General features: G+C 72.1%; 20 protein-coding genes. 12 read left to right on the top strand and 8 right to left on the bottom strand.

Features of this window, described 5'->3' with window-relative positions:
• Window positions 1-31: 31 nt before the first annotated feature.
• The 4 genes from tatA (at window position 32) to V3C34_RS10870 (ending at window position 4,888) form a co-directional block, all read left to right on the top strand.
• Window positions 32-301: a Sec-independent protein translocase subunit TatA gene (gene tatA, locus V3C34_RS10885; RefSeq protein WP_082807485.1), complete on the top strand. Its 270-nt coding sequence runs from the start codon at window positions 32-34 to the stop codon at window positions 299-301.
• Between the two features lie 68 nt (window positions 302-369).
• On the top strand, window positions 370-1,185 hold the full coding sequence (gene tatC / locus V3C34_RS10880) for a twin-arginine translocase subunit TatC (RefSeq protein ID WP_068421477.1): 816 nt from the start codon (window positions 370-372) through the stop codon (window positions 1,183-1,185).
• Window positions 1,186-1,194: 9 nt separating this feature from the next.
• Window positions 1,195-2,100 carry a YegS/Rv2252/BmrU family lipid kinase gene (locus V3C34_RS10875; RefSeq protein ID WP_346007132.1) on the top strand — a complete coding sequence of 302 codons (906 nt, stop codon included), beginning with the start codon at window positions 1,195-1,197 and terminating at the stop codon, window positions 2,098-2,100.
• Between the two features lie 22 nt (window positions 2,101-2,122).
• The gene (locus V3C34_RS10870) at window positions 2,123-4,888 is read left to right on the top strand and encodes a DEAD/DEAH box helicase (protein WP_346007131.1); all 2,766 of its coding nucleotides are present in this window, start codon (window positions 2,123-2,125) and stop codon (window positions 4,886-4,888) included.
• Window positions 4,889-4,981: 93 nt separating this feature from the next.
• On the opposite strand, the gene V3C34_RS10865 is transcribed toward V3C34_RS10870, so the two are convergent.
• Entirely contained in the window at window positions 4,982-5,926 is a 945-nt protein-coding gene (locus V3C34_RS10865) for a 5'-3' exonuclease (RefSeq protein WP_346007128.1), read from the bottom strand.
• A 38-nt stretch (window positions 5,927-5,964) separates the two neighbouring features.
• On the opposite strand from V3C34_RS10865, the gene V3C34_RS10860 reads away from it, so the two are divergent.
• Genes V3C34_RS10860 through V3C34_RS10845 form a run of 4 tightly spaced genes read left to right on the top strand, consistent with a single transcriptional unit; the run spans window position 5,965 to window position 9,224 of the window.
• Window positions 5,965-6,387 (top strand): Lrp/AsnC family transcriptional regulator, encoded by a 423-nt coding sequence (locus tag V3C34_RS10860; protein WP_346007126.1) that lies wholly within the window; start codon window positions 5,965-5,967, stop codon window positions 6,385-6,387.
• A gap of 2 nt (window positions 6,388-6,389) precedes the next feature.
• Complete coding sequence (lnt, locus tag V3C34_RS10855; protein ID WP_346007124.1) at window positions 6,390-7,949, top strand: apolipoprotein N-acyltransferase; 1,560 nt, start codon at window positions 6,390-6,392, stop codon at window positions 7,947-7,949.
• Window positions 7,942-8,730 carry a polyprenol monophosphomannose synthase gene (locus tag V3C34_RS10850; protein ID WP_346007122.1) on the top strand — a complete coding sequence of 263 codons (789 nt, stop codon included), beginning with the start codon at window positions 7,942-7,944 and terminating at the stop codon, window positions 8,728-8,730. Before lnt ends, V3C34_RS10850 begins: the two co-directional genes overlap by 8 nt.
• Entirely contained in the window at window positions 8,715-9,224 is a 510-nt protein-coding gene (locus V3C34_RS10845) for an FxsA family protein (protein WP_245634679.1), read from the top strand. The genes V3C34_RS10850 and V3C34_RS10845 overlap by 16 nt, the downstream gene beginning before the upstream one ends.
• Before the next feature lie 169 nt (window positions 9,225-9,393).
• Here V3C34_RS10845 and V3C34_RS10840 read toward each other — a convergent pair whose 3' ends face one another.
• Window positions 9,394-9,750: an RNA polymerase-binding protein RbpA gene (locus tag V3C34_RS10840; RefSeq protein WP_068324190.1), complete on the bottom strand. Its 357-nt coding sequence runs from the start codon at window positions 9,748-9,750 to the stop codon at window positions 9,394-9,396.
• Window positions 9,751-10,007: 257 nt separating this feature from the next.
• On the opposite strand from V3C34_RS10840, the gene V3C34_RS10835 reads away from it, so the two are divergent.
• Window positions 10,008-11,366 carry an MFS transporter gene (locus tag V3C34_RS10835; RefSeq protein WP_245634680.1) on the top strand — a complete coding sequence of 453 codons (1,359 nt, stop codon included), beginning with the start codon at window positions 10,008-10,010 and terminating at the stop codon, window positions 11,364-11,366.
• On the opposite strand, the gene V3C34_RS10830 is transcribed toward V3C34_RS10835, so the two are convergent.
• From V3C34_RS10830 to V3C34_RS10820, 3 genes are all read right to left on the bottom strand, one after another.
• Window positions 11,367-12,695: a M15 family metallopeptidase gene (locus V3C34_RS10830; RefSeq protein WP_068324193.1), complete on the bottom strand. Its 1,329-nt coding sequence runs from the start codon at window positions 12,693-12,695 to the stop codon at window positions 11,367-11,369.
• A 102-nt stretch (window positions 12,696-12,797) separates the two neighbouring features.
• The gene (locus V3C34_RS10825) at window positions 12,798-13,628 is read right to left on the bottom strand and encodes an NYN domain-containing protein (protein WP_068324196.1); all 831 of its coding nucleotides are present in this window, start codon (window positions 13,626-13,628) and stop codon (window positions 12,798-12,800) included.
• Between the two features lie 19 nt (window positions 13,629-13,647).
• Window positions 13,648-14,391 (bottom strand): SDR family oxidoreductase, encoded by a 744-nt coding sequence (locus tag V3C34_RS10820; RefSeq protein ID WP_346007119.1) that lies wholly within the window; start codon window positions 14,389-14,391, stop codon window positions 13,648-13,650.
• A gap of 61 nt (window positions 14,392-14,452) precedes the next feature.
• Here V3C34_RS10820 and V3C34_RS10815 point away from each other — a divergent pair, with 61 nt between their 5' ends.
• A complete protein-coding gene (locus tag V3C34_RS10815) occupies window positions 14,453-15,034 on the top strand; it encodes a hypothetical protein (RefSeq protein ID WP_068324203.1) in 582 nt (193 codons plus the stop codon).
• A 143-nt stretch (window positions 15,035-15,177) separates the two neighbouring features.
• Here V3C34_RS10815 and arfB read toward each other — a convergent pair whose 3' ends face one another.
• Genes arfB through V3C34_RS10800 form a run of 3 tightly spaced genes read right to left on the bottom strand, consistent with a single transcriptional unit; the run spans window position 15,178 to window position 17,321 of the window.
• Window positions 15,178-15,624, bottom strand: a complete 447-nt coding sequence (gene arfB, locus V3C34_RS10810; RefSeq protein WP_346007116.1) for an alternative ribosome rescue aminoacyl-tRNA hydrolase ArfB — start codon at window positions 15,622-15,624, stop codon at window positions 15,178-15,180.
• Window positions 15,625-15,636: 12 nt separating this feature from the next.
• Window positions 15,637-16,563, bottom strand: a complete 927-nt coding sequence (locus tag V3C34_RS10805; RefSeq protein WP_346007114.1) for a 2-dehydropantoate 2-reductase — start codon at window positions 16,561-16,563, stop codon at window positions 15,637-15,639.
• Window positions 16,560-17,321, bottom strand: a complete 762-nt coding sequence (locus V3C34_RS10800; RefSeq protein ID WP_346007113.1) for a hypothetical protein — start codon at window positions 17,319-17,321, stop codon at window positions 16,560-16,562. The genes V3C34_RS10805 and V3C34_RS10800 overlap by 4 nt, the downstream gene beginning before the upstream one ends.
• Before the next feature lie 112 nt (window positions 17,322-17,433).
• On the opposite strand from V3C34_RS10800, the gene V3C34_RS10795 reads away from it, so the two are divergent.
• Together V3C34_RS10795 and V3C34_RS10790 are read left to right on the top strand one after the other, a co-directional pair.
• A complete protein-coding gene (locus V3C34_RS10795; protein ID WP_346007111.1) occupies window positions 17,434-17,892 on the top strand; it encodes an Lrp/AsnC family transcriptional regulator in 459 nt (152 codons plus the stop codon).
• A gap of 42 nt (window positions 17,893-17,934) precedes the next feature.
• Entirely contained in the window at window positions 17,935-18,975 is a 1,041-nt protein-coding gene (locus tag V3C34_RS10790; protein ID WP_346007109.1) for an FUSC family protein, read from the top strand.

The raw sequence follows: 18,975 nt of genomic DNA, 5'->3' as shown, positions 1-18,975 counted from the left end.
TGACGACGTACACGCGACGAAAGGCACTGCCATGCCCAGCCTGGGTCCCATGGAAATCATCCTCATCCTGCTCGTCATCCTCCTGCTCTTCGGGTTCAAGAAGCTGCCGGACGCCGCGCGCAGCGTCGGCAAGTCCGCCCGCGTCTTCAAGGCCGAGGTCAACGAGATGAAGGAAGAGGACCGGCAGCGCGAAGAGGCCAAGAAGTCGCGGCCGGCTGACACCACGCCCACCGCCGACGGCAACGCCGTCATCGACGAGGCCAAGCCGCGGACGGACAACCAGTCCGGCCCGGTCGCCTGAGTCACACCCCCTTCGCCCCCTCACGCATGGCCCGTCGCCCCCACACGCCCAAGGATCCCGAAGGGCGGATGCCGCTCAAGGAGCACCTGCTCGAGTTCCGCAACCGGCTGATGATCGCCGCTGCCGCGATCGTCGTCGGCGCGATCGTCGGCTGGATCATCTACAACCCGGTGCACATCGGGGCGTGGACGTACGGGGGCATCTACAAGCAGCTGACCTACCCCTTCGACGAGTACAAGGCCTCGAACCCCGACAGCGTCGTCACGCTGAACTTCGGCAACGCGACCTCGGCCTTCACGACGCAGCTCGGCCTGTCGATCTTCACCGGCGTGCTCATCTCGAGCCCCGTGTGGGTCTGGCAGATCTGGGCCTTCATCCTGCCCGGCCTGACCCGGCGCGAGCGCCGCATGTCGATCGGCGTCTTCGCCACGGCGCTGCCGCTCTTCCTCGCGGGCTGCTTCTTCGCCTACCAGACGCTGCCCAAGGCGCTGCTCATCCTCTTCGGGTTCACGCCGGACGACAACAAGTCGAGCAACATCCAGCAGGCGAGCGACTACTTCACCTTTATCACCCGCTTCATCCTCGCCTTCGGCCTGGCGTGGCTGCTCCCGGTCTTCCTCGTCGGGCTGTGCGCGCTCGGCGTGCTGTCGGGCAGGACCCTGAAGAAGTCGTGGCGGATGGCGATCCTGCTGATCTTCATCGCGTCCGCGGTCATCACGCCGACACCCGACCCGTTCACGATGTTCCTGCTCGCCGGCCCGCTCTGCGCGCTGTACTTCATCGCCCTCGCGATCTGCCTGGTCATCGACCGGCGCCGGGTCGCGGCGGGCGAGGAGCCCGACTGGTCCGACCTCCCGGACGACCAGGCCTCGCCGCTCACCTAGTCTCGGCGCATGCACCGCGTGACTGCCGACCGCATCGGCCTGCTCGTCAACCCCACGGCGGGACGGCACCGGGGCGAGCAGGTCGGCACGCGCGTGGCCGACCTCCTCGAAGCCGCCGGTCGCGAGGTCATCGACCTCACGGGCCTGGACGCCGCCCGGGCGGAGGCCAAGGCCCGCGCGGCCATCGCGGGCGGCGACATCGACCTGCTCGTCGTCGCCGGCGGCGACGGGGCCGCGGGCCTCGGGGCCAACCTCTGCGCCGACACCGACGTCCCGCTCGGTGTGGTCGCGGTGGGGACCGGCAACGACAACGCCCGCGAGCTCGGCCTGCCGGTCCACGACGTCGCGGCCTCCGTCGAGCGCATCCTCGCCGGCGGGACCCGACGGATCGACCTCGGCCGCGTCACCACCACCGGCGGCGAGCACGTGCGCGACTTCCTCGGCGTCCTCTCCTGCGGGTTCGACGCGGTGGTCAACGAGCGCGCCAACCGGATGGTCTGGCCCAGGGGACCGCAGCGCTACAACCTGGCGATCCTGCGCGAGCTGCCCGTCTTCGGGCCGATCCACTACGAGCTGACGATCGACGGCCGGGAGCGCGAGATCGACGGGATGCTCGTGTGCATCGCCAACGGCCGGGCCTTCGGGGGCGGCATGAAGGTCGCGCCCGGTGCCGACGTCGAGGACGGCCTGCTCGACGTCGTCATCGTCCACGACCTCCCGATGCACACCTTCCTGTCGGTCTTCCCCAAGGTCTTCAAGGGGACCCACACCTCCCACCCCGCGGTCGAGACCATCCGCGGCGCGCGCGTGACGCTCGCCACCGACCGCATCGTCACCTACGCCGACGGCGAGCGGGTGGCGCCGCTGCCGCTCCCCGTCGAGGCGGCACCCGGCGCGCTGTCGATCGTGCACTGAGCCGCTGGCATAGCGTGGGCACATGTCCACGCCCGCTCCCGAGCTCACCGCCTTCACCGCCTCGCAGGACTTCGACCTCGACCCCTTCCAGATCGAGGCCTGCGCCGCGGTCGAGGCCGGGCACGGGGTCCTCGTCGCGGCGCCGACCGGTGCCGGCAAGACGATCGTGGGCGAGTTCGCCGTGCACCTGGCCCTGCAGCGCGGCCAGAAGGCCTTCTACACCACCCCGATCAAGGCCCTGAGCAACCAGAAGTACCACGAGCTCGTCGCCACCCACGGCGCCGACGACGTCGGGCTGCTGACGGGCGACATCTCGGTCAACGGCGAGGCGCCGGTCGTCGTCATGACGACCGAGGTCCTGCGCAACATGATCTACGCGGGCTCCTCGACGCTCGACACCCTCGCCTTCGTCGTCATGGACGAGGTGCACTACCTCGCGGACCGGTTCCGCGGAGCGGTGTGGGAGGAGGTCATCATCCACCTGCCGCGCTCGGTCCAGGTCGTCTCGCTCTCGGCGACGGTGAGCAACGCCGAGGAGTTCGGTGCCTGGCTGGCCGAGGTGCGCGGCGGGACCGAGGTGATCGTCTCGGAGGTCCGCCCCGTGCCGCTGTGGCAGCACATGCAGGTCGGCCGCGACGTCCACGACCTCTTCGTCGACGACGGTCGGCACGACGACTCACCGGCCAAGGTCAACCCGCAGCTGCTCGACGCCATCCGTGCGCGCACCCGCGGCCTCGGGGACGAAGGGGACATCCGCGGCGGTGGTCGAGGGGGCCGGGACCGCCGTGGTCGTGGCCGACCCGGTCCGCGCGGAGGAGGCGGTCAGGGGTCACGCGGCGGGGGATCCCGCTTCGGCGGCGCGGCCTCGCGCACCGAGGTCATCCAGGGGCTCGACCGGGACGGTCTGCTCCCGGCGATCACCTTCATCTTCAGCCGCGCGGGGTGCGACGGCGCCGTCGGCCAGATGCTCGCCGGCGGGGTGCGACTCATCCCCGAGCGCGACGGCGAGCGCAACCGCCGCACGGTCGAGGAGCGCGCCGCGGTGCTCGAGGGCGAGGACCTGGACGTGCTGGGGTACCACCAGTTCGTCGAGGGCATCTCCCGCGGCTTCGCGGCCCACCACGCGGGCATGCTCCCGCTCTTCCGCGAGATCGTGGAGGAGCTGTTCACCACCGGCCGCATCCGCGCGGTCTTCGCGACGGAGACGCTCGCGCTGGGCATCAACATGCCCGCGCGCACCGTCGTGCTCGAGAAGCTGGTGAAGTTCAACGGCGAGTCCCACGTGGAGATCACCCCCGCGGAGTACACCCAGCTCACCGGTCGCGCCGGCCGCCGCGGGATCGACGTCGAGGGCCACGCGCTCGTCGTGTGGTCGCGCGGGATGGACCCGATGGCGGTGGCGGGCCTGGCGCAGACCCGGACCTACCCCCTTCGCTCCAGCTTCCGGCCCACGTACAACATGGCGGTCAACCTCGTCGCCCAGGTCGGGCGCCAGACGGCGCGCGAGGTGCTCGAGACCTCCTTCGCGCAGTTCCAGGCCGACCGCTCGGTCGTCGGGCTCGCCACGCAGGTGCGTGAGCAGCAGGAGTCGCTCGAGGCCTACGCCGAGGCGATGCACTGCCACGTCGGGGACTTCCGTGAGTACGCGGCGATCCGCCGGCGCATCACCGACCTCGAGAAGGAGGGCGCCCGCGCGCGCGGCGCCAACCGGCGCGCCGAGATCGCCGTCTCCCTCGAGGCCCTCCAGGTCGGTGACATCGTGCGCATCGGCGGTCGCAAGTCCGGCATCGCGCTCGTCATCGCCCCGCCGCGCTCGTACAAGGGGGAGCAGTCGGCGCCCACCGTGCTCACCGAGCACAAGCAGGTGCGGCGGCTCACCGTCGCCGACCTCGACCGGGCGGTGACCCCCTTCGGCCGTCTGGCGGTGCCGAAGAGCTTCAACCCGAGGTCCGCCAAGCAGCGCGCCGACCTCGCGGCGACGCTGCGCATCAAGGCGCCGCACGAGGACGCGCCGAGCGTGCAGCGGCACGCGGCCGAGAGCGCCCGGAGCGAGGACGAACGCCTCACCGAGCTGCGCCGTGAGCTCAAGGCCCACCCGTGCCACCAGTGCCCGGAGCGCGAGGACCACGCGCGCTGGGCCGCCCGGTGGTGGAAGCTCAAGCGGGAGAGCTCCGCCCTGCAGCGCAAGGTCGAGCAGCGGACCAACTCGGTCGCGCAGACCTTCGAGCGGATCTGCGCGGTGCTCGTCCAGCTGGGCTACCTCGGCGAGGACGGCGAGAGCGTGACCGAGCTCGGCAGCCGGCTGCGGCGCCTCTACACGGAGAAGGACCTGCTCGCCGCCGAGTGCCTGCGCGGCGGCGCGTGGAAGCGCCTCGACCCCGCCGAGCTCGCCGCGGTCGTCTCGATGCTCGTCCACGAGCCCCGGCGCGACGAGCACGACCCGTTCCCGCGGATGCCCACGGACAACGTCTCGGACGCATGGCAGGACATGGTCCGCCGGTGGAGCGAGCTGGAGGACCTCGAGGGCGCGAACGCGCTGCAGCAGACCGGCGAGCCCGACGGGGGACTGGCCTGGGCCGTGCACCGCTGGGCGAGCGGTCGGCGCCTCGACGAGGTGCTCTCGGGTTCGGACCTCACCGCCGGCGACTTCGTGCGCCGGTGCAAGCAGGTCGTCGACCTGCTCGATCAGGTCGGTGACGCCGCCCCCGAGCCGCACCTGCGCGGCGTGGCCCGCACCGCGGTCGACAAGGTGATGCGGGGCGTTGTCGCGGCCGACCGGCTGGACTGACCTCCCCTTCGCCTGCCTGGACCCGCATTGCCCTAGGGGAATGCAGACCTGAACCCGCATTGCCCTAGGGGAATGCAGAGTCAGGGGCTCGGGTCAGGGGGCGACGGAGCGAAGGGCGGTGCCCACCCGGTCGAAGGGTCCGGTGAGGTCGTGCTCGATGGCCATCCGGCTCATCGCGACCGGGTCGACGATGTCCGGCGGCAGGTGCAGGTCGAGGTCCCCGACCGGCACGTCGTGCGCGACCCGGACGACGAGCGGGGCCACGTCGAGGTAGGCGGCCGCCTCCTCGAGGCGGGCGCGGCGGGCGCCCTTGATCCCGGGGTGGCCCGAGTCGACCGCGGCGCGGATGCCGGCGAGCGAGCCGTACTCCGCGATGAGTGCGGCGGCGGTCTTCTCACCGATGCCCTTGACGCCCGGCAGTCCGTCGCTGGTGTCGCCGCGCAGCGCCGCCATGTCGACGTACGCGTCGCCGCTGTCGACCCCGTACCTGGCGGCGAGGAAGGCCTGGTCGACGACATCGGGGTCGCGCACGCCACCGCGCGCCGTGTACAGGACCCGGGTGGAGGAGGCGTCGTCGACGAGCTGGAAGAGGTCCCGGTCGCCGGTGACGACGTCGACCGGCATGACGCCCCGGTGCGCCATGGCCAGGGTCCCGATGACGTCGTCGGCCTCGTAGTGGGCCGCCCCGATGCGCGGGATGCCGATGGCGGCGAGCGCCTCGACGATGAGCGGCACCTGGGGGAGCAGCTCGTCGGGCACGTCCTCGCCCTCGGTCGCGTCCTCGGCGACGCGGTGGGCCTTGTACATCGGGATCGCGTCCACCCGCCACTGCGGGCGCCAGTCGTCGTCCCAGCAGGCGACGAGGTGGGTCGGCCGGTACCGCGTGACGAGCGTGGCGAGCATGTCGAGGAAGCCCGCGACGGCATTGGTGGGCAGCCCGGATGGACCGCCGCTACGGGCCGGCACCCCGTAGAAGGCACGGAAGTACAGCGAGGCGCTGTCGAGCAGCAGGAGCCGGGAGGACGCTGAGTCGGACATGGGCCCGACCTTACGGGTCGCTCGCCTATGGTTCACCCATGGAACCGGCGGACCGACGGATCATCGACCTCCTGCGCGCCGACGGTCGCATGAGCTACACGGACCTGGGCAAGGCCATCGGCCTGTCCACCTCCGCGGTGCACCAGCGGGTGCGACGGCTCGAGGAGCGCGGGGTCATCACCGGCTACGCCGCCGTCGTCGACACCTCCGCGCTCGGGACCCCGCTCACGGCCTTCGTCGCGGTGGCACCGCTGGACCCGCGCGACCCGGACGACATCCCCGACCGTCTGCGCGACATCGACGAGATCGACGCGTGCTACTCGGTCGCGGGGGACACCAACTACCTCCTGCGCGTGCGCGTCGGGACCCCGCAGGACCTCGAGGAGCTGCTTGCCCGGGTGCGCAGCCAGGCCGGTGTCTCCACGCGCACGACGATCGTCCTCACCACCCCGTGGGAGTGACGGTGCAGCTCGTCGGGCGTCTGGTGCTGGCGCTCCTCGGTGGCCTGGCGCTCTGGCTCGCCTTCCCCGACCACGACCTCGCCCACCTCGCGATCGTCGGCGTGGCCCTCGTCGGCATCGCGATGTGGGACGTGCGTCCCCGGGTCGGCTTCCTGCTCGGGCTCGTCGCCGGTCTGGCCTGCTTCGTGCCGACGCTCAGCTGGTCGGGGATCTTCGTCGGTCGGTTCCCGTGGTTCGCGCTCGCGACCTTCGAGGCGCTCTACGTCGCCGTCATGGGTGCCCTCCTCGTCGCGCTCCAGCGACCACTCCTGCGCGCCGGTCACCCGTTGGCCGCTGCGCTCCTCATCCCCGTCATGTGGGTCCTGCAGGAGTGGACCCGCGGGAGCCTGCCGTACGGCGGCTTCCCGTGGGCCCGCATCGCCTTCACCCAGGCGGAGACCCCCTTCGCCCGCTGGGCCGCGGTCGGTGGGGCGCCACTCATCACCCTCGCCGTCGCCGTCGTCGCGGTCCCGCTCGTGCTGGTCGTCGTGACGCGGCGCCCCCCCGTCGTCGCCCTCGCCCTGGCGGTGGTCGCGGTCGTCGGCACCGCGCTCGTCCCCGTGCCGACGAGCGGTGAATCGACGGCCCGGGTCGGCCTCGTGCAGGGCAACGTGCCGCGCGCCGGCCTCGACTTCAACGCGGAGCGCCGCCAGGTGCTCGACAACCACGTCGCGGGGACCGAGCGCCTGGCGAGCCGCGAGGGCGACCTCGACCTGGTCGTCTGGCCGGAGAACTCGTCCGACATCGACCCCCTGCGCAACACCGACGCCCGTCGCCAGGTGCAGCGCGCCCTCGACGCCGTCGACACCCCGATCATCGTCGGGGCGATCCTCGACGAGCCCGCCCCGGCCGTCTCCAACGCCTCGCTGTACTACCGGCCCGGCGGCGGAGAGCCCGAGCGCTACGTCAAGCAGCACCCCGTGCCCTTCGCCGAGTACGTGCCGCACCGCGACTTCTACCGCCTCTTCAGCGACAAGGTCGACCTCGTGCGCGTCGGCTTCGCCAAGGGCGAGCGCAATGCCGCCTTCTCCGTGGAGGGCCGGGACGGGACCTTCTCCGCCGTCCCGACGATCTGCTTCGAGGTGGCCTACGACGGCCTCATGCGCTCGGCCGTCAAGGACGCGGAGGCGAAGGGGGACCCCAGCCTGCTCGTCGTGCAGACCAACAACGCGACCTTCGGCTACACGGCCGAGTCGACGCAGCAGTACGCGATCTCGCGGATCCGGGCCATCGAGCACGGGCGCAGCATCGCGCACGTCTCGACCGTGGGCGTCTCGGGGTTCATCAACCCCGACGGCTCCAGCAGCCCGGTCACCGGGCTCTTCACCGCCGCCCAGCCCGTCGAGGACGTCGTCCTGCGCAGCGGGCTGACGCTCTCCGACCGTCTCGGGCCGTGGGTCGAGATCGGCTGCGCGCTCGTCCTCCTCCTCGCCGTGGGCTGGCGGGTCCGCCGAGGGGCGACGGGTAGGGTCGGAGGCCAGCCCACGTCCCACCCGACCGAGGAAGTCACCACAGGTGCCTGAGACCAGCAGCGCCCAGCGCCCGCCCATCGAGCGGGTCGCCGTGCTCATCCCCACCTACAACGAGCGGGAGAACCTCCCGCCCATCGTCGCGCGCGTGCGGGCCAGCGTCCCGGGCGTCGACGTCGTCGTCCTCGACGACAACTCGCCCGACGGCACCGGGCAGGTCGCCGACGAGCTGGCCGCCCACGACGACCACGTCACGGTCCTGCACCGTGAGGGCAAGGAGGGTCTCGGCGCCGCCTACCTCGCCGGGTTCTCGTGGGCACTCGCCCACGGTTACGACGCCGTCGTCGAGATGGACGCCGACGGCTCGCACCGGCCGGAGGACCTGCCCACGATGCTCGAGGCCGCTGCCGATGCCGACCTCGTCATCGGGTCGCGCTACGTGCGCGGCGGCAAGATCGTCAACTGGCCGGTGGACCGCAAGGCGATCAGCATGGCCGGCAACCTCTACATCAAGGCCATCCTCGGCATGCCGGTCAACGACGCGACCGCGGGCTACCGGGTCTACCGCGCGGAGACGCTGCGCACCATCGGGCTCGACCAGGTGCAGAGCGCCGGCTACGTCTTCCAGACCGACCTGACCGTGCGCACCGTGCGCGCCGGGCTGAAGGTCGTCGAGGTGCCGATCACCTTCGTCGAGCGCGAGATCGGCGAGTCCAAGATGGACGGTGACGTCGTGCGCGAGTCGATGCTGCGGATCAGCCGCTGGGGCCTGGCGCACCGCAGGTCCCAGGTGCGCCGCCTCCTCGACCGAGAGCCCACGTGGCACCGCCTCTGAGTCCCGGTCGCACCCCGCGACGCCGCCGGCGCGTCGCGCTGGTCCCGCTCGCGCTCGTGCTCTGGCTGGTCCTCGAGGTGGTCGTGCTCGCCCTCGTCGCCCGCTGGGTCGGCGTCCTGTGGACCGTGCTCGCCGTCGTCGGGCTGTCCGCGCTCGGCGCCTGGCTGCTGCGGCGCGAGGGTCGGCGCACGTGGACCGCGCTGCGCTCGGCGCTGCGCACCGGTCAGATGCCCAGCCGCGAGATCGCCGACACGATCCTCGTCTGGGTCGGGGGAGCGTTGCTCACCCTGCCCGGATTCGTCTCCGGGGTCATCGGTCTGGTCTTCGTCCTGCCCTTCACCCGACCGGTAGCGCGCATCGGCCTGGAGACGATCGTGGCCCGCCGGCTGCTCGCCGCTGGCCTGTCGGTCGCGCCCGGCGAGGCCCGGGTGCGGCGCACCCGCGACCGCGACGTCGAGGGCGACGTCGTCGAGGGCGAGATCGTCGACGAGTAGCCCTTCGAGACGGTTGCTGCGCAACCTCCTCAGGGAGCGGAACTCACCCGGGCGGAACTCACCCGGGCGGAACTCACCGGCGGAACTCACCGGGCGTAGCTCAGGGAGCGGGCATGACGAAGGGGGGCGCCCACCGGATCGGTGGGCGCCCCCCTTCGTACGTGCTGGGTCAGGCGCTGCGCTTGCGCGGCTTCTCGCCACGCTTGGCGCGCAGGAGCGCCAGACGCTCCTCGAGGAGCTCCTCGAGCTCGGGGATCGAGCGGCGCTCGAGCAGCATGTCCCAGTGGGTGCGGACGTGCTTGACGGGCTTGAGCTCCGGCTCGGGACCGTCGAGGAGCTTGCCCAGCTTGCCGCAGCGGCACTCCCAGGTGCCCGGGATGTCGGCCTCGACGGAGAAGGGCAGCTCGGTGCGGTGGCCGTCGTCACACACGTAGGTGGTGATCTGACGGTCGCTCGGGACGACGTTGTCCGTCGTCTCCATGCTGAAGCTGACCATGCGCGTTCCGCGCAGCGTGCGCTCTGCCATGTTGCGAGTCTCCTGGTGTCCGTCGGTGCCACGCCCCTGCGCGTGGTCCCGTCTGCGTGCTTCAACGCACGGCGTGCGTTGGATGTTCCTCGACCCTGCTGCTCACTCCGTTGCGGAGCAGGGGGCCCGCCGGCCAGCACCCGTCGAAGGGCCAGCTCCCTCCGCCCTCGCGGGGCGGGATGTGGGGCGACCCCACAGGATAGCGCGGTCGGCCGTGTCGCGCACATCGGCGGGGGATCGCCAGATAGCCTCGCCTCGTGACCGACGCGATGACGCCCCCGGCCGAGCCGACGACCGCCCTGCGCGCCGAACCCGCGGGCGGTGTCGGTCGGATCGTCGGGTGGGCGATGTGGGACTGGGGGGCCCAGCCGTTCAACACGGTGATCACCACCTTCGTCTTCGCCGTCTACCTGACGAGCGAGAGCTTCGGCTCGACCAACACGACCTCCACCGCGCTGGCCATCTCGACGGCCGTCTCCGGGCTGCTCGTGGCGCTGCTGGCGCCGGTCCTCGGGCAGAACTCCGACCGCTCCGGGCGCGGCGTGCGCAACCTGCGCCTGTTGACGTGGATCCTCGCGGCCCTGTCGGCATCGCTCTTCCTCGTGCGGCCCGAGCCGGCCTACCTCGTCCTCGGCCTGGTCCTGCTGGGCGCCGGCTCGATCGTCTCCGAGATCGCGAGCGTCAACTACAACGCGTCCATCGAGCAGGTGGCCTCGCCCAGCAACATCGGGCGGGTGTCCGGCTTCGGGTGGGGGATGGGCTACCTCGGCGGCATCCTCGTGCTGCTCCTGCTCTTCTTCGTCTTCATCGACCCGGAGGTGGGGCTCTTCGGCGTCACGGGCGAGGACGCGCTCGACATCCGGGTCTCGATGATCGTCTGCGGCCTGTGGATCCTGCTCTTCACCGTGCCGACCTTCCTCGTGCTCAAGGACGCGCCCCGGGACAAGGCACCGCGCGTCGGGATCATCGACTCATACAAGCTCGTCGGTGACTCCCTTCGCCGGCTGTGGGGGCAGTCCCGTCACACGGTCTACTTCCTGGGCGCCTCGGCCCTCTTCCGCGACGGGCTCGCCGGCGTGTTCGCCTTCGGCGCCGTCCTCGCGGCGGGGACCTTCGGCATGTCGGCGGGGGAGGTCATCATCTTCGGTGCGGTGGCCAACATCGTGGCCGGCATCGCGACGATGCTCTTCGGGCTTCTCGACGACGTGCTCGGCCCGAAGCGGGTCATCGTCATCTCGCTCGTCGCCCTGGTCGGGCTCGGCCTGGCGATCTTCCTCCTGCACGACGGCGGCACGATGGTCTTCTGGACGCTGGGACTCGCGATGACCGCCTTCGTCGGTCCCGCCCAGGCGGCCTCGCGCAGCTTCCTCGCGCGGGTCATCCCCGAGGGGCAGGGTGGCGAGATCTTCGGCCTGTACGCCACGACCGGACGCGTCGTGTCCTTCGTGTCACCCGCGGCCTTCGGCGTCGCGATCGCCATCGGCGCGGCGGTCACCGGCGACGACAACACCCAGTACTGGGGCATCCTCGGGATCGGTGTGGTGCTGCTCGCGGGTCTGCTCGTGCTGCTGCCGGTCAAGACCCCGCAGGAGCAGGTGGGCACGCAGGCCGGCTGATCAGCCCGCGTACTCCCAGTGCCACGGCTCGGGGAGCGTGCCACCGGCAGCGGCCCAGGACGGGTGGAACCAGCCGTGGAGCGGGGCGTTCTGCTGCATCCACAGGTGGGCCGGGTGACCGAAGCTGTTGACCCCGCCGCACAGGTCGAGCGCCTTGCCGAGCCCGTGGTTGCTGCGGCCCGGTGTCGCCGCCCACCCACCGCGCTGCTGCTTGGTGACGACCTGCTCGGCGTACGAGCGGTAGCTGTCGGTGACGCACAGCAGGTGGCCGGTGTCGCGCTGGTAGGCCTTGCTCATCGAGTTGAAGGCGGCCGCGGCGTCCGGGCGCAGCGACTCGCCGGGAGCCCCGAGCAGGGGGCACAGCGCGCTCGGCGGGATCTGCCCGTTGGGGTAGCTGCCCGTGTTGGTCGAGCAGGGCCGGGCATCTTCGAACTGGCTGACGTCCTGGCCGAGCTCCTCGAGCGCGCTGGTGAGCCGGTCGCTCGCGCCCTGGGCCTCGTCGTCGGGGATGCCGATGAGCGCGTTGACGACGGGGCCGGACCTGCGCAGCTCCTTCGCGTGCTTGCGCCGCAGGTCGGACAGGGCGGTCTTTCGCTCCTCGAGGACGGCGTCGGCACGTTCCTTGGCCCGGTCGGCACGGCGCTTGGCCGACGCCGCCTTCTTCAGGGCCCTGCTCTTCTTCTTCGTCAGGGAGGCCTTGGTGACCGTGTCCTTGCGGACGAGGTCGACGGTGCGGATGCGCTCGTCGGTGAGGTAGCTGAGGTCCCCGGCGGAGCTGCCTGAGGTCCCGGACTCGTCGGTGAGGGTGCCGACCATCGACATCGTGTCGCTGTAGCCGCCGGCCTGCGTGTAGGTGTCGAAGGCCCAGCTGCGCAGGTCCTTGCGCCCCTTGGCCAGCCGGTTGCGGTAGGTGTCGAGCTCGCGCTGCGCGGCGTCGGCCTCGTCCTTGGCCGCGTCGTACTCGTCGCGCGCCTTCGCCTTCTTCTGCAGCAGCGAGTTGGCCTTGGTCGAGTAGGACTTCAGCGACCGCACGGCCGCCGCGATGTCCTTGTCGTCCTTGACGAGGTCGGCGGTCAGCCGGTCGGCCTCCGCGACCTGCGCGTCGAGGTCAGCCCCCTCGAGCGGTGCGTCCCCGGCCGGCGGGGCTGTGGTGTCGGCGCTCCAGGCCGTGCTCGGGTCCGTGACGGCGCTGGTCGAGTTCGCCGGAGACGTCGGTGTCGGGTCGGTCGGCTCGGCCCCGGCGGAGGGGGCGAGCACGACGGCCGTGGCCAGCGAGAGCGCGAGAGCGGTCCGGACGGTGCCGTCCGGTCGGCGAGGGCCACGAAGCATGAAGGGGAACTCCTGGGAAGAGGCAGACCGGCGTCATCGTAGTCGCGATCGTCCCGGGGTTACATGGCCCGTGTGGACGACGCCCGGCGAAGGGCGAGCGCCTCAGGACCTCTTGGCGCTCGCCTTCTTCGCCGCGGTCTTCGTCGTCGCGGTCTTCGTCGTGGTCGACCCCACCGCCTTGGCAGCGGGGGTGCGCTGCTTGGTGCGCAGCCGCACCTGGCGGCGGGAGCCCTCCGCGCGGGTCTCGAGATAGGGCTGCTCGTCGACGAGGCTCGAGAGCTTCTGGTGGCCGAAGGTGCGCGGGTCGAAGTCGGCGTGCGCCCGGCTCAGGTGCTGGCCGACGAGCCCGAGGGCGCTCCACCCGTCGTCACCGGACGTCGCGTTGATCGCCCTGGTGAGGGCCGACTGGAGGTTGATCGTCGGCTCGGCGACGTCCTCGGCAGGCGCGGCGGAACCCCCTTCGTCCGGCTCGTCCTCACGCGACTGCTCCTGGAGCAGCTCGAGGAAGATGAACTGGTCGACCGCACGACGCAGGGACTCGGGGGTCTTGCGCGCGCCGAGCCCGTACACGCGCTTGCCGGACTCGCGCAGGCGGGTGGCGAGACGGGTGAAGTCGGAGTCGGAGGAGACGAGCGCGAAGGCCTCGACGTTGCCCTGCCACAGCAGGTCCATCGCGTCGATGATCAGCGCCGAGTCGGTGGAGTTCTTGCCGACTGTGTACGCGAACTGCTGCACCGGCTGGATGGCGTTGCGCTGCAGCTCCGACTTCCAGCCACCGAGCTGGGTGGTCGTCCAGTCGCCGTAGGCGCGCTTGATCGTCGGGGTGCCGTACTTCGCCAGCTCCTCGAGCACGGCCGCGGTGTGCTTGGCGGACACGTTGTCGCAGTCGATGAGGACCGCGATGCGGGCAGAGCTGCTGTGGTCGTCGTCCATGCCCGCAACCTACCTGCGCTCAGACGCGCGGCGTGGCCAGCCACTCGTCGTACGTGCGCGCGCCGATGCGGCTGTCGCGCTCGGCGAGGAGCAGCTCGCTGCGCATCCCGCGGCCCAGCGCACCCGGCATGGGCCACTCCACGACCCGCGTGCCCTCACCCCGGACCTCGAGGTAGCGCCGAGCCATCTCGGCCACCCGGATCTCCTGCGGACCGGCGATCGAGGGGCCATGCCCCAGCGGCGGTCCGGCGGCCACCTCGAGGAGCAGCTCGGCGACGTCAGTGGTCGACACCGGTTGCGAGCGGATCCGGGGGACGAGGGCCACCGGGCCGAGCGTCGTCCGCTCGAGCGTCTGCCGGCCGAAGTCGTGGAACTGCGCGGCCCGGACGAAGGTCCCCGTCGGCTGCTTGGCGACGAGGTCCTCCTGCAGCGCCTTGCCCGCGTGGTAGCCAGCGTCGATCGCGGCCGCGCCCAGGATCGACAGGGCGACGTGGTGGCCGACCCCGGCTCGGGCACCCGCGACGAGCAGGGAGCCGGTCACCCGCCGGAAGAAGTCGCGCGAGGCCCGCGCGGACATCGTCTGGATCGAGGTCACGTCGATCACCGCGTCGACGCCCTCCAGGTGCTCGGCCAGGCCGTCGGCGGAGGTGACGTCGACCCCCTTCGACCGGGCGAGGACGACCACCTCGTGACCCTGCCGGCCGGCCACCTCGCTCACGACACGACCCACGACGCCGGTCCCGCCGGCAACAGCGATCTTCATGACCCACAGCATGGCCGATGGACAACTGGTGCTGCTGCGCTTTTGGCGCCATGATCCAGCCATGCCCATCTCGCGCCGCACCGCCGTCATCGCCCTCGCCTCCACCGCCGCCCTCGTCGGGGCCGCCGGAGCCGTCTCCGCCGCCACGAGCAGCACCCCGCCCCAGCTGGCCACCGTCACCCACGTCGGCATCTACGAGGGCGCCTTCACCGGCTTCCCGGGCAACACCCACCGGGTCTCCATGCTCATGAAGCGTGGGAACACCTCGACCTTCGGCAAGAACCAGCAGAACTACGTCCTCGTCGAGTCCTACCGCTGCGCTCCCGGCGCGACCGTCCCGCTCGCCGGGGCCGCCGGCGCGGACTGCCCGCTGGCCACGAAGACGTCCATGCGCAACACCGGCTCGGGTGCCTACGTCTCGTCCACGGGGCGCTCGGCCACGATGACCGGCAACCTCACCTCCCGCTCGGGCAAGTACCGCAAGATCGAGTCCACGCTGCGCTTCTACCAGCAGAACCCGAGCGGTGAGCACTCCTTCGGGTACGACATGACCGTGCGCAACAACGCGGGCCGGACGACGGGCCTGCTCGGCGGGAAGAAGCCGGTGAACTCCTCGGTGCTCCTCGTCTCCTTCGGCGAGTAGCGGGTCAGCCCTTCCCTCGTCGTCGCTGGCGGGGGAGGGGCCGCACCACGAGCACCGGGCACGGCGCCGAGGCCGCGGCCACCACGGATCCCGACCGGGCTCAACCGCAGGCGCGAACAGGTGCCGGGACCGCCCTTCGCCGCTCAGTCGTCCCGGTCCGGGCGTGAGCGCCGCCGCTTGATCTCGCTGCGCCGGGTCTTGGCGTCGAGCCGACGACGCTGGGCGCCCCGGGTGCGCTTCGTGGCGCGGCGCGAAGGGGGAGGGGGCGCCAGTGCCTCGCGCAGGATGGCCGCGACCCGCTCCCGCGCGGCCGTCCGGTTGCGGTGCTGCGACCGGTGCTCCGAGGCGTCGACGGTGAGGACGGTCCCGACGAGCCGTGGGGCGAGCCGGTCGAGGGCCCGCCGCCGTTGGTGCTCGGTGAGGGCGGTCGTCGTCGCGAGGTCGAGCGAGAGCTGCACGCGCGAGTCCGTGGTGTTGACGCCCTGGCCGCCGGGTCCGCTCGCGCGGCTGAACTGCTCCGCGAGCTCGGATGCGGCCACGACGAGGCCGCCGGGGAGGCCCGGGCCGGGCGGGACGCGCAGCTCGCTCACCACCACAGGATGTCAGGGCCGGGGCGGGCGACCGCCCGTGAGGATCCACGACATGGACTGGTTGTAGGGGGTCTCGACGCCGTGCCGCGCCCCGAGGGCGAGGACGTGGTCGGCGAACAGGGCGACCTCGGTCGGTCGCCCGGCGAGCACGTCCTGGAGCATCGAGGTGTGGCCCTCGCCCGGCAGGCTCGCGAGCACCTCGTCCCAGCGCTCGCGGTCGTGCTCGTCGAGGGTGATCCCCTCTGCGGCGGCGACGGCGACGACCTCGTCCACGAGGGCGAGCATGAGCGAGCGCGCGGGCCCGTCGTGCGTGAAGTCGGCGTAGGGCGCCCGCAGCACCGCGGACGACTGGTTGATCGCTGTGTTGACCATGAACTTCCACCACATCTCGTGGGCCATGTCCGCCGGAGCCTCCCACGCCAGGCCCGCGGTGGTCAGGGCGCCCTGGACGGCCTCGAGCCGGTCCGCGGTCCCGAGCTCGTCGGTGGTGCCGAGGGAGAGGCGGCCGGGGGAGAGGTAGGTGACCTCGGTGCCCTCACGACCAGCGGCCATGCCGAGCGCGATGCATGCGAGGACCTGCTCGGGAGCGAATCGCTCGGCGAGCACGTGCTCGCTCTCGAGCCCGTTGAGGACGGAGACGAGGGTCGTGCGCGGGCCGACGAAGGGAGCGACGTCCTCGAGCGCGTCCCGCAGCTGGTGGTGCTTGACGGCGACGAGGACGAGGTCCACCGCGGGCGGGTCGTCGTCGAGCGGGGTGACGACCGCCGCGGTCAGCGGGCGACCGTTGACCCGGACGCCCTGGTCGCGCAGGCGTGCTGCGCGCTCACCGGAGGCGACGAGCGAGGTGCGCAGGCCCCCTTCGACGAAGTGCGCCGCGTACATGCCCCCGAGGGCACCGGCTCCGACGACGGCCACGGACTCGATCTGGTGGGTGGTCACGCGGCCACGGTAGGCCTCGTCCGCCCGGCGAGGACCGCCGGGGCCAGCGCGGCGAGGGTCGCCGGCGCGAAGACCGCGCCACCCAGGGGCTCCGCGAGCAGGATGACGACGAGGGCGAAGGCCGCGGCACCCGACGACCCGGTGACGACGCCGCGCAGGAGGGCGCGGGTGGCGACGGCGCCGCGGGCGCGGTGCGTCGTCGGGGCGATGACGAGGGCGACGAGGGGTGCCGCTGCCAGGAGCCCGGCGAGGTGGGCGCCGAGCAGGGGAGTGGTGGCCATGAGGGTGAGGACGAGACCCGAGGTGAGCGCCACGCGCGGCAGGAGCGCGGGCGGCGCGCCCGCGTCGGCGTCCGGGCCGGGTGCTGCTGCCGGCCAACGACGCAGGACGAGGGCCGCGACCACGACGAAGAGCCCGCACAGTGCCGACACCGTCGACACCGTGCCGAGGGCGCTGACCGCGATCGCCCAGACGAGGAGCGTCAGCGGGAGCGCGACGGGCATCGTCGTGCGCGCGGCGAGCCACGCGTACGCGGTGGCCATGACGACCACCGCCACCTGCCCGCCGAGCATGCCGACGGCGGCCACGCCGACGGCGGTCGCCCCGTCGGAGAGGTGCAGCAGCACCAGGAAGGTGCCGGAGGTGAGGGGCAGGCCGACGAGCACCCCACCCCGGCGGTCGCCCACGCGGCTCTGGGCGAGGCTGGCGAGGGTGATGATCAGGGGCGGCAGGAGCAGACGAAGGGCGAGGGTTTCCACGACCTCGACACTTCACGAGGATCCACCGTGGGTGTCGCGGACCTACGGCCCGTGAGCGGGCTACCGCCACGATTGTCGCGGCAGGAGCCGGACATCGGCGAGGATGTCGCGGGTGACCACCTTGGACGACCTCGACCGCCACCTCCTCCGACTGCTCGTCACGGACGGTCGGGCGACCTACCAGGAGCTCTCCCGCGAGGTGCGCCTGTCGGCCAGCTCGGTCGCGGAGCGCGTCCGTCGGCTCCGGTCCACCGGCGTGATCCGCGGGTACCGCGCCGAGATCGACGCGAGGGCACTCGGGCGGCCCCTGACGATGGTCAGCGAGATGCGCCTGGCGGACTCGGCGGTCCGACGGGAGTTCGCGGACAGCCTCGCGTCCATCCCGCAGGTCGTCTCGGGCTCCCGCCTGACGGGCGACTACGACTACGAGGTGCGGATCGCCTGCCGCGACGCGGCGGAGTTCGAGGAGATCGTCGACCGGTTGCGCCAGGAGCACGGGGTCGTGGCGATCCGCTCGCGGATGGTGCTGCACGACCTCGCCGTCGACCCGGGTGGACTCACCGGCGCCTGACGCAGCGTCCGGAGCGAGGACCGCGCGTCCTACGGTGTCCCCATGCGTCTGACCGCCGTCCGCGCGCCGAAGCGCGACCCCCTGCTGCAGATGGTCAAGACCGCGCTGGCCACGATCCTCGCGTGGGTCGTGTCGGCCCTGCTGATCCCGGACGGGCCGCCGCCGGTCTTCGCCGCGATCGCCGCGATGCTCGTGGTGCAGCCGAGCCTCAACCAGTCCCTGGCGAAGGGGGTCGAGCGCAGCCTCGGCGTGCTGGCCGGGGTCCTGCTCGCCACCGGCCTCGGCATCGCCTTCGGCGACGCATCGTGGGTGGTCCTGGTCGCCGTGACGGCCGCGCTGGTGATGTCCTGGGCGCTGCGCCTCACGACGGGGTCGGCCAACCAGATCGCCATCAGCGCCCTGCTCGTCCTCGCGCTGGGCTCGTCCACGCCCGACTACGCCCTGATCCGGGTGGTCGAGACGGGCATCGGCGCGGTCGTCGGCATCGTCGTCCACCTCCTCCTCGTCCCGCCGGTCACGCTCGCGCCCGCCCGGACGGCCCTCGAGGAGCTGGGGGAGGAGACCGCCCAGGCCATCGAACGACTGGCGGACGCGCTGGTCTCGCGCAAGACCCGGCCCGGCCGGCTGCTCCTGCTCGCGGACGCCCGGCGGCTCCACCCCCTTCGCGACGGCGCCCTGACGGCTCTGGACGACGCCGAGGACTCCTTGCGTCTCAACCCTCGTGCGAGCCGGTACGAGGACGAGCTGGCGGCGATGCGCGAGAGCCTGGTGCTCCTGACGAGGGTCGGGACCCAGGTACGGGGGATGACCCGGGCCTTCATCGACCACTACGACGACGAGGTGCGGGAGGAACCGATCGTCGCGGGCATCGCCGAGGAGCTGCTCCGTGCCGCTCATGACACCCGCCTGCGGCTGCGCCTGGCACTGCCCGTGCCGGGCGCCGAGCACCTCGAGGACACGGCCCCGGCGCTCACGGAGCCTCTGGACGTCAGCGCGCCCCACGGGATGAGGTGGATCCTCATCGGCTCGCTCATGGAGGACCTGCGGCGCATCCGCCACGAGCTCGGGGCCCAGGCGCCCTGA

This window comes from Janibacter terrae (genome assembly GCF_039636765.1).
In the GTDB taxonomy this organism is placed as follows: Bacteria; Actinomycetota; Actinomycetes; order Actinomycetales; family Dermatophilaceae; genus Janibacter; species Janibacter terrae.
The sequence above is the reverse complement of the archived record's forward strand: the minus strand, read 5'-3'. Positions and strand labels throughout refer to the sequence as shown.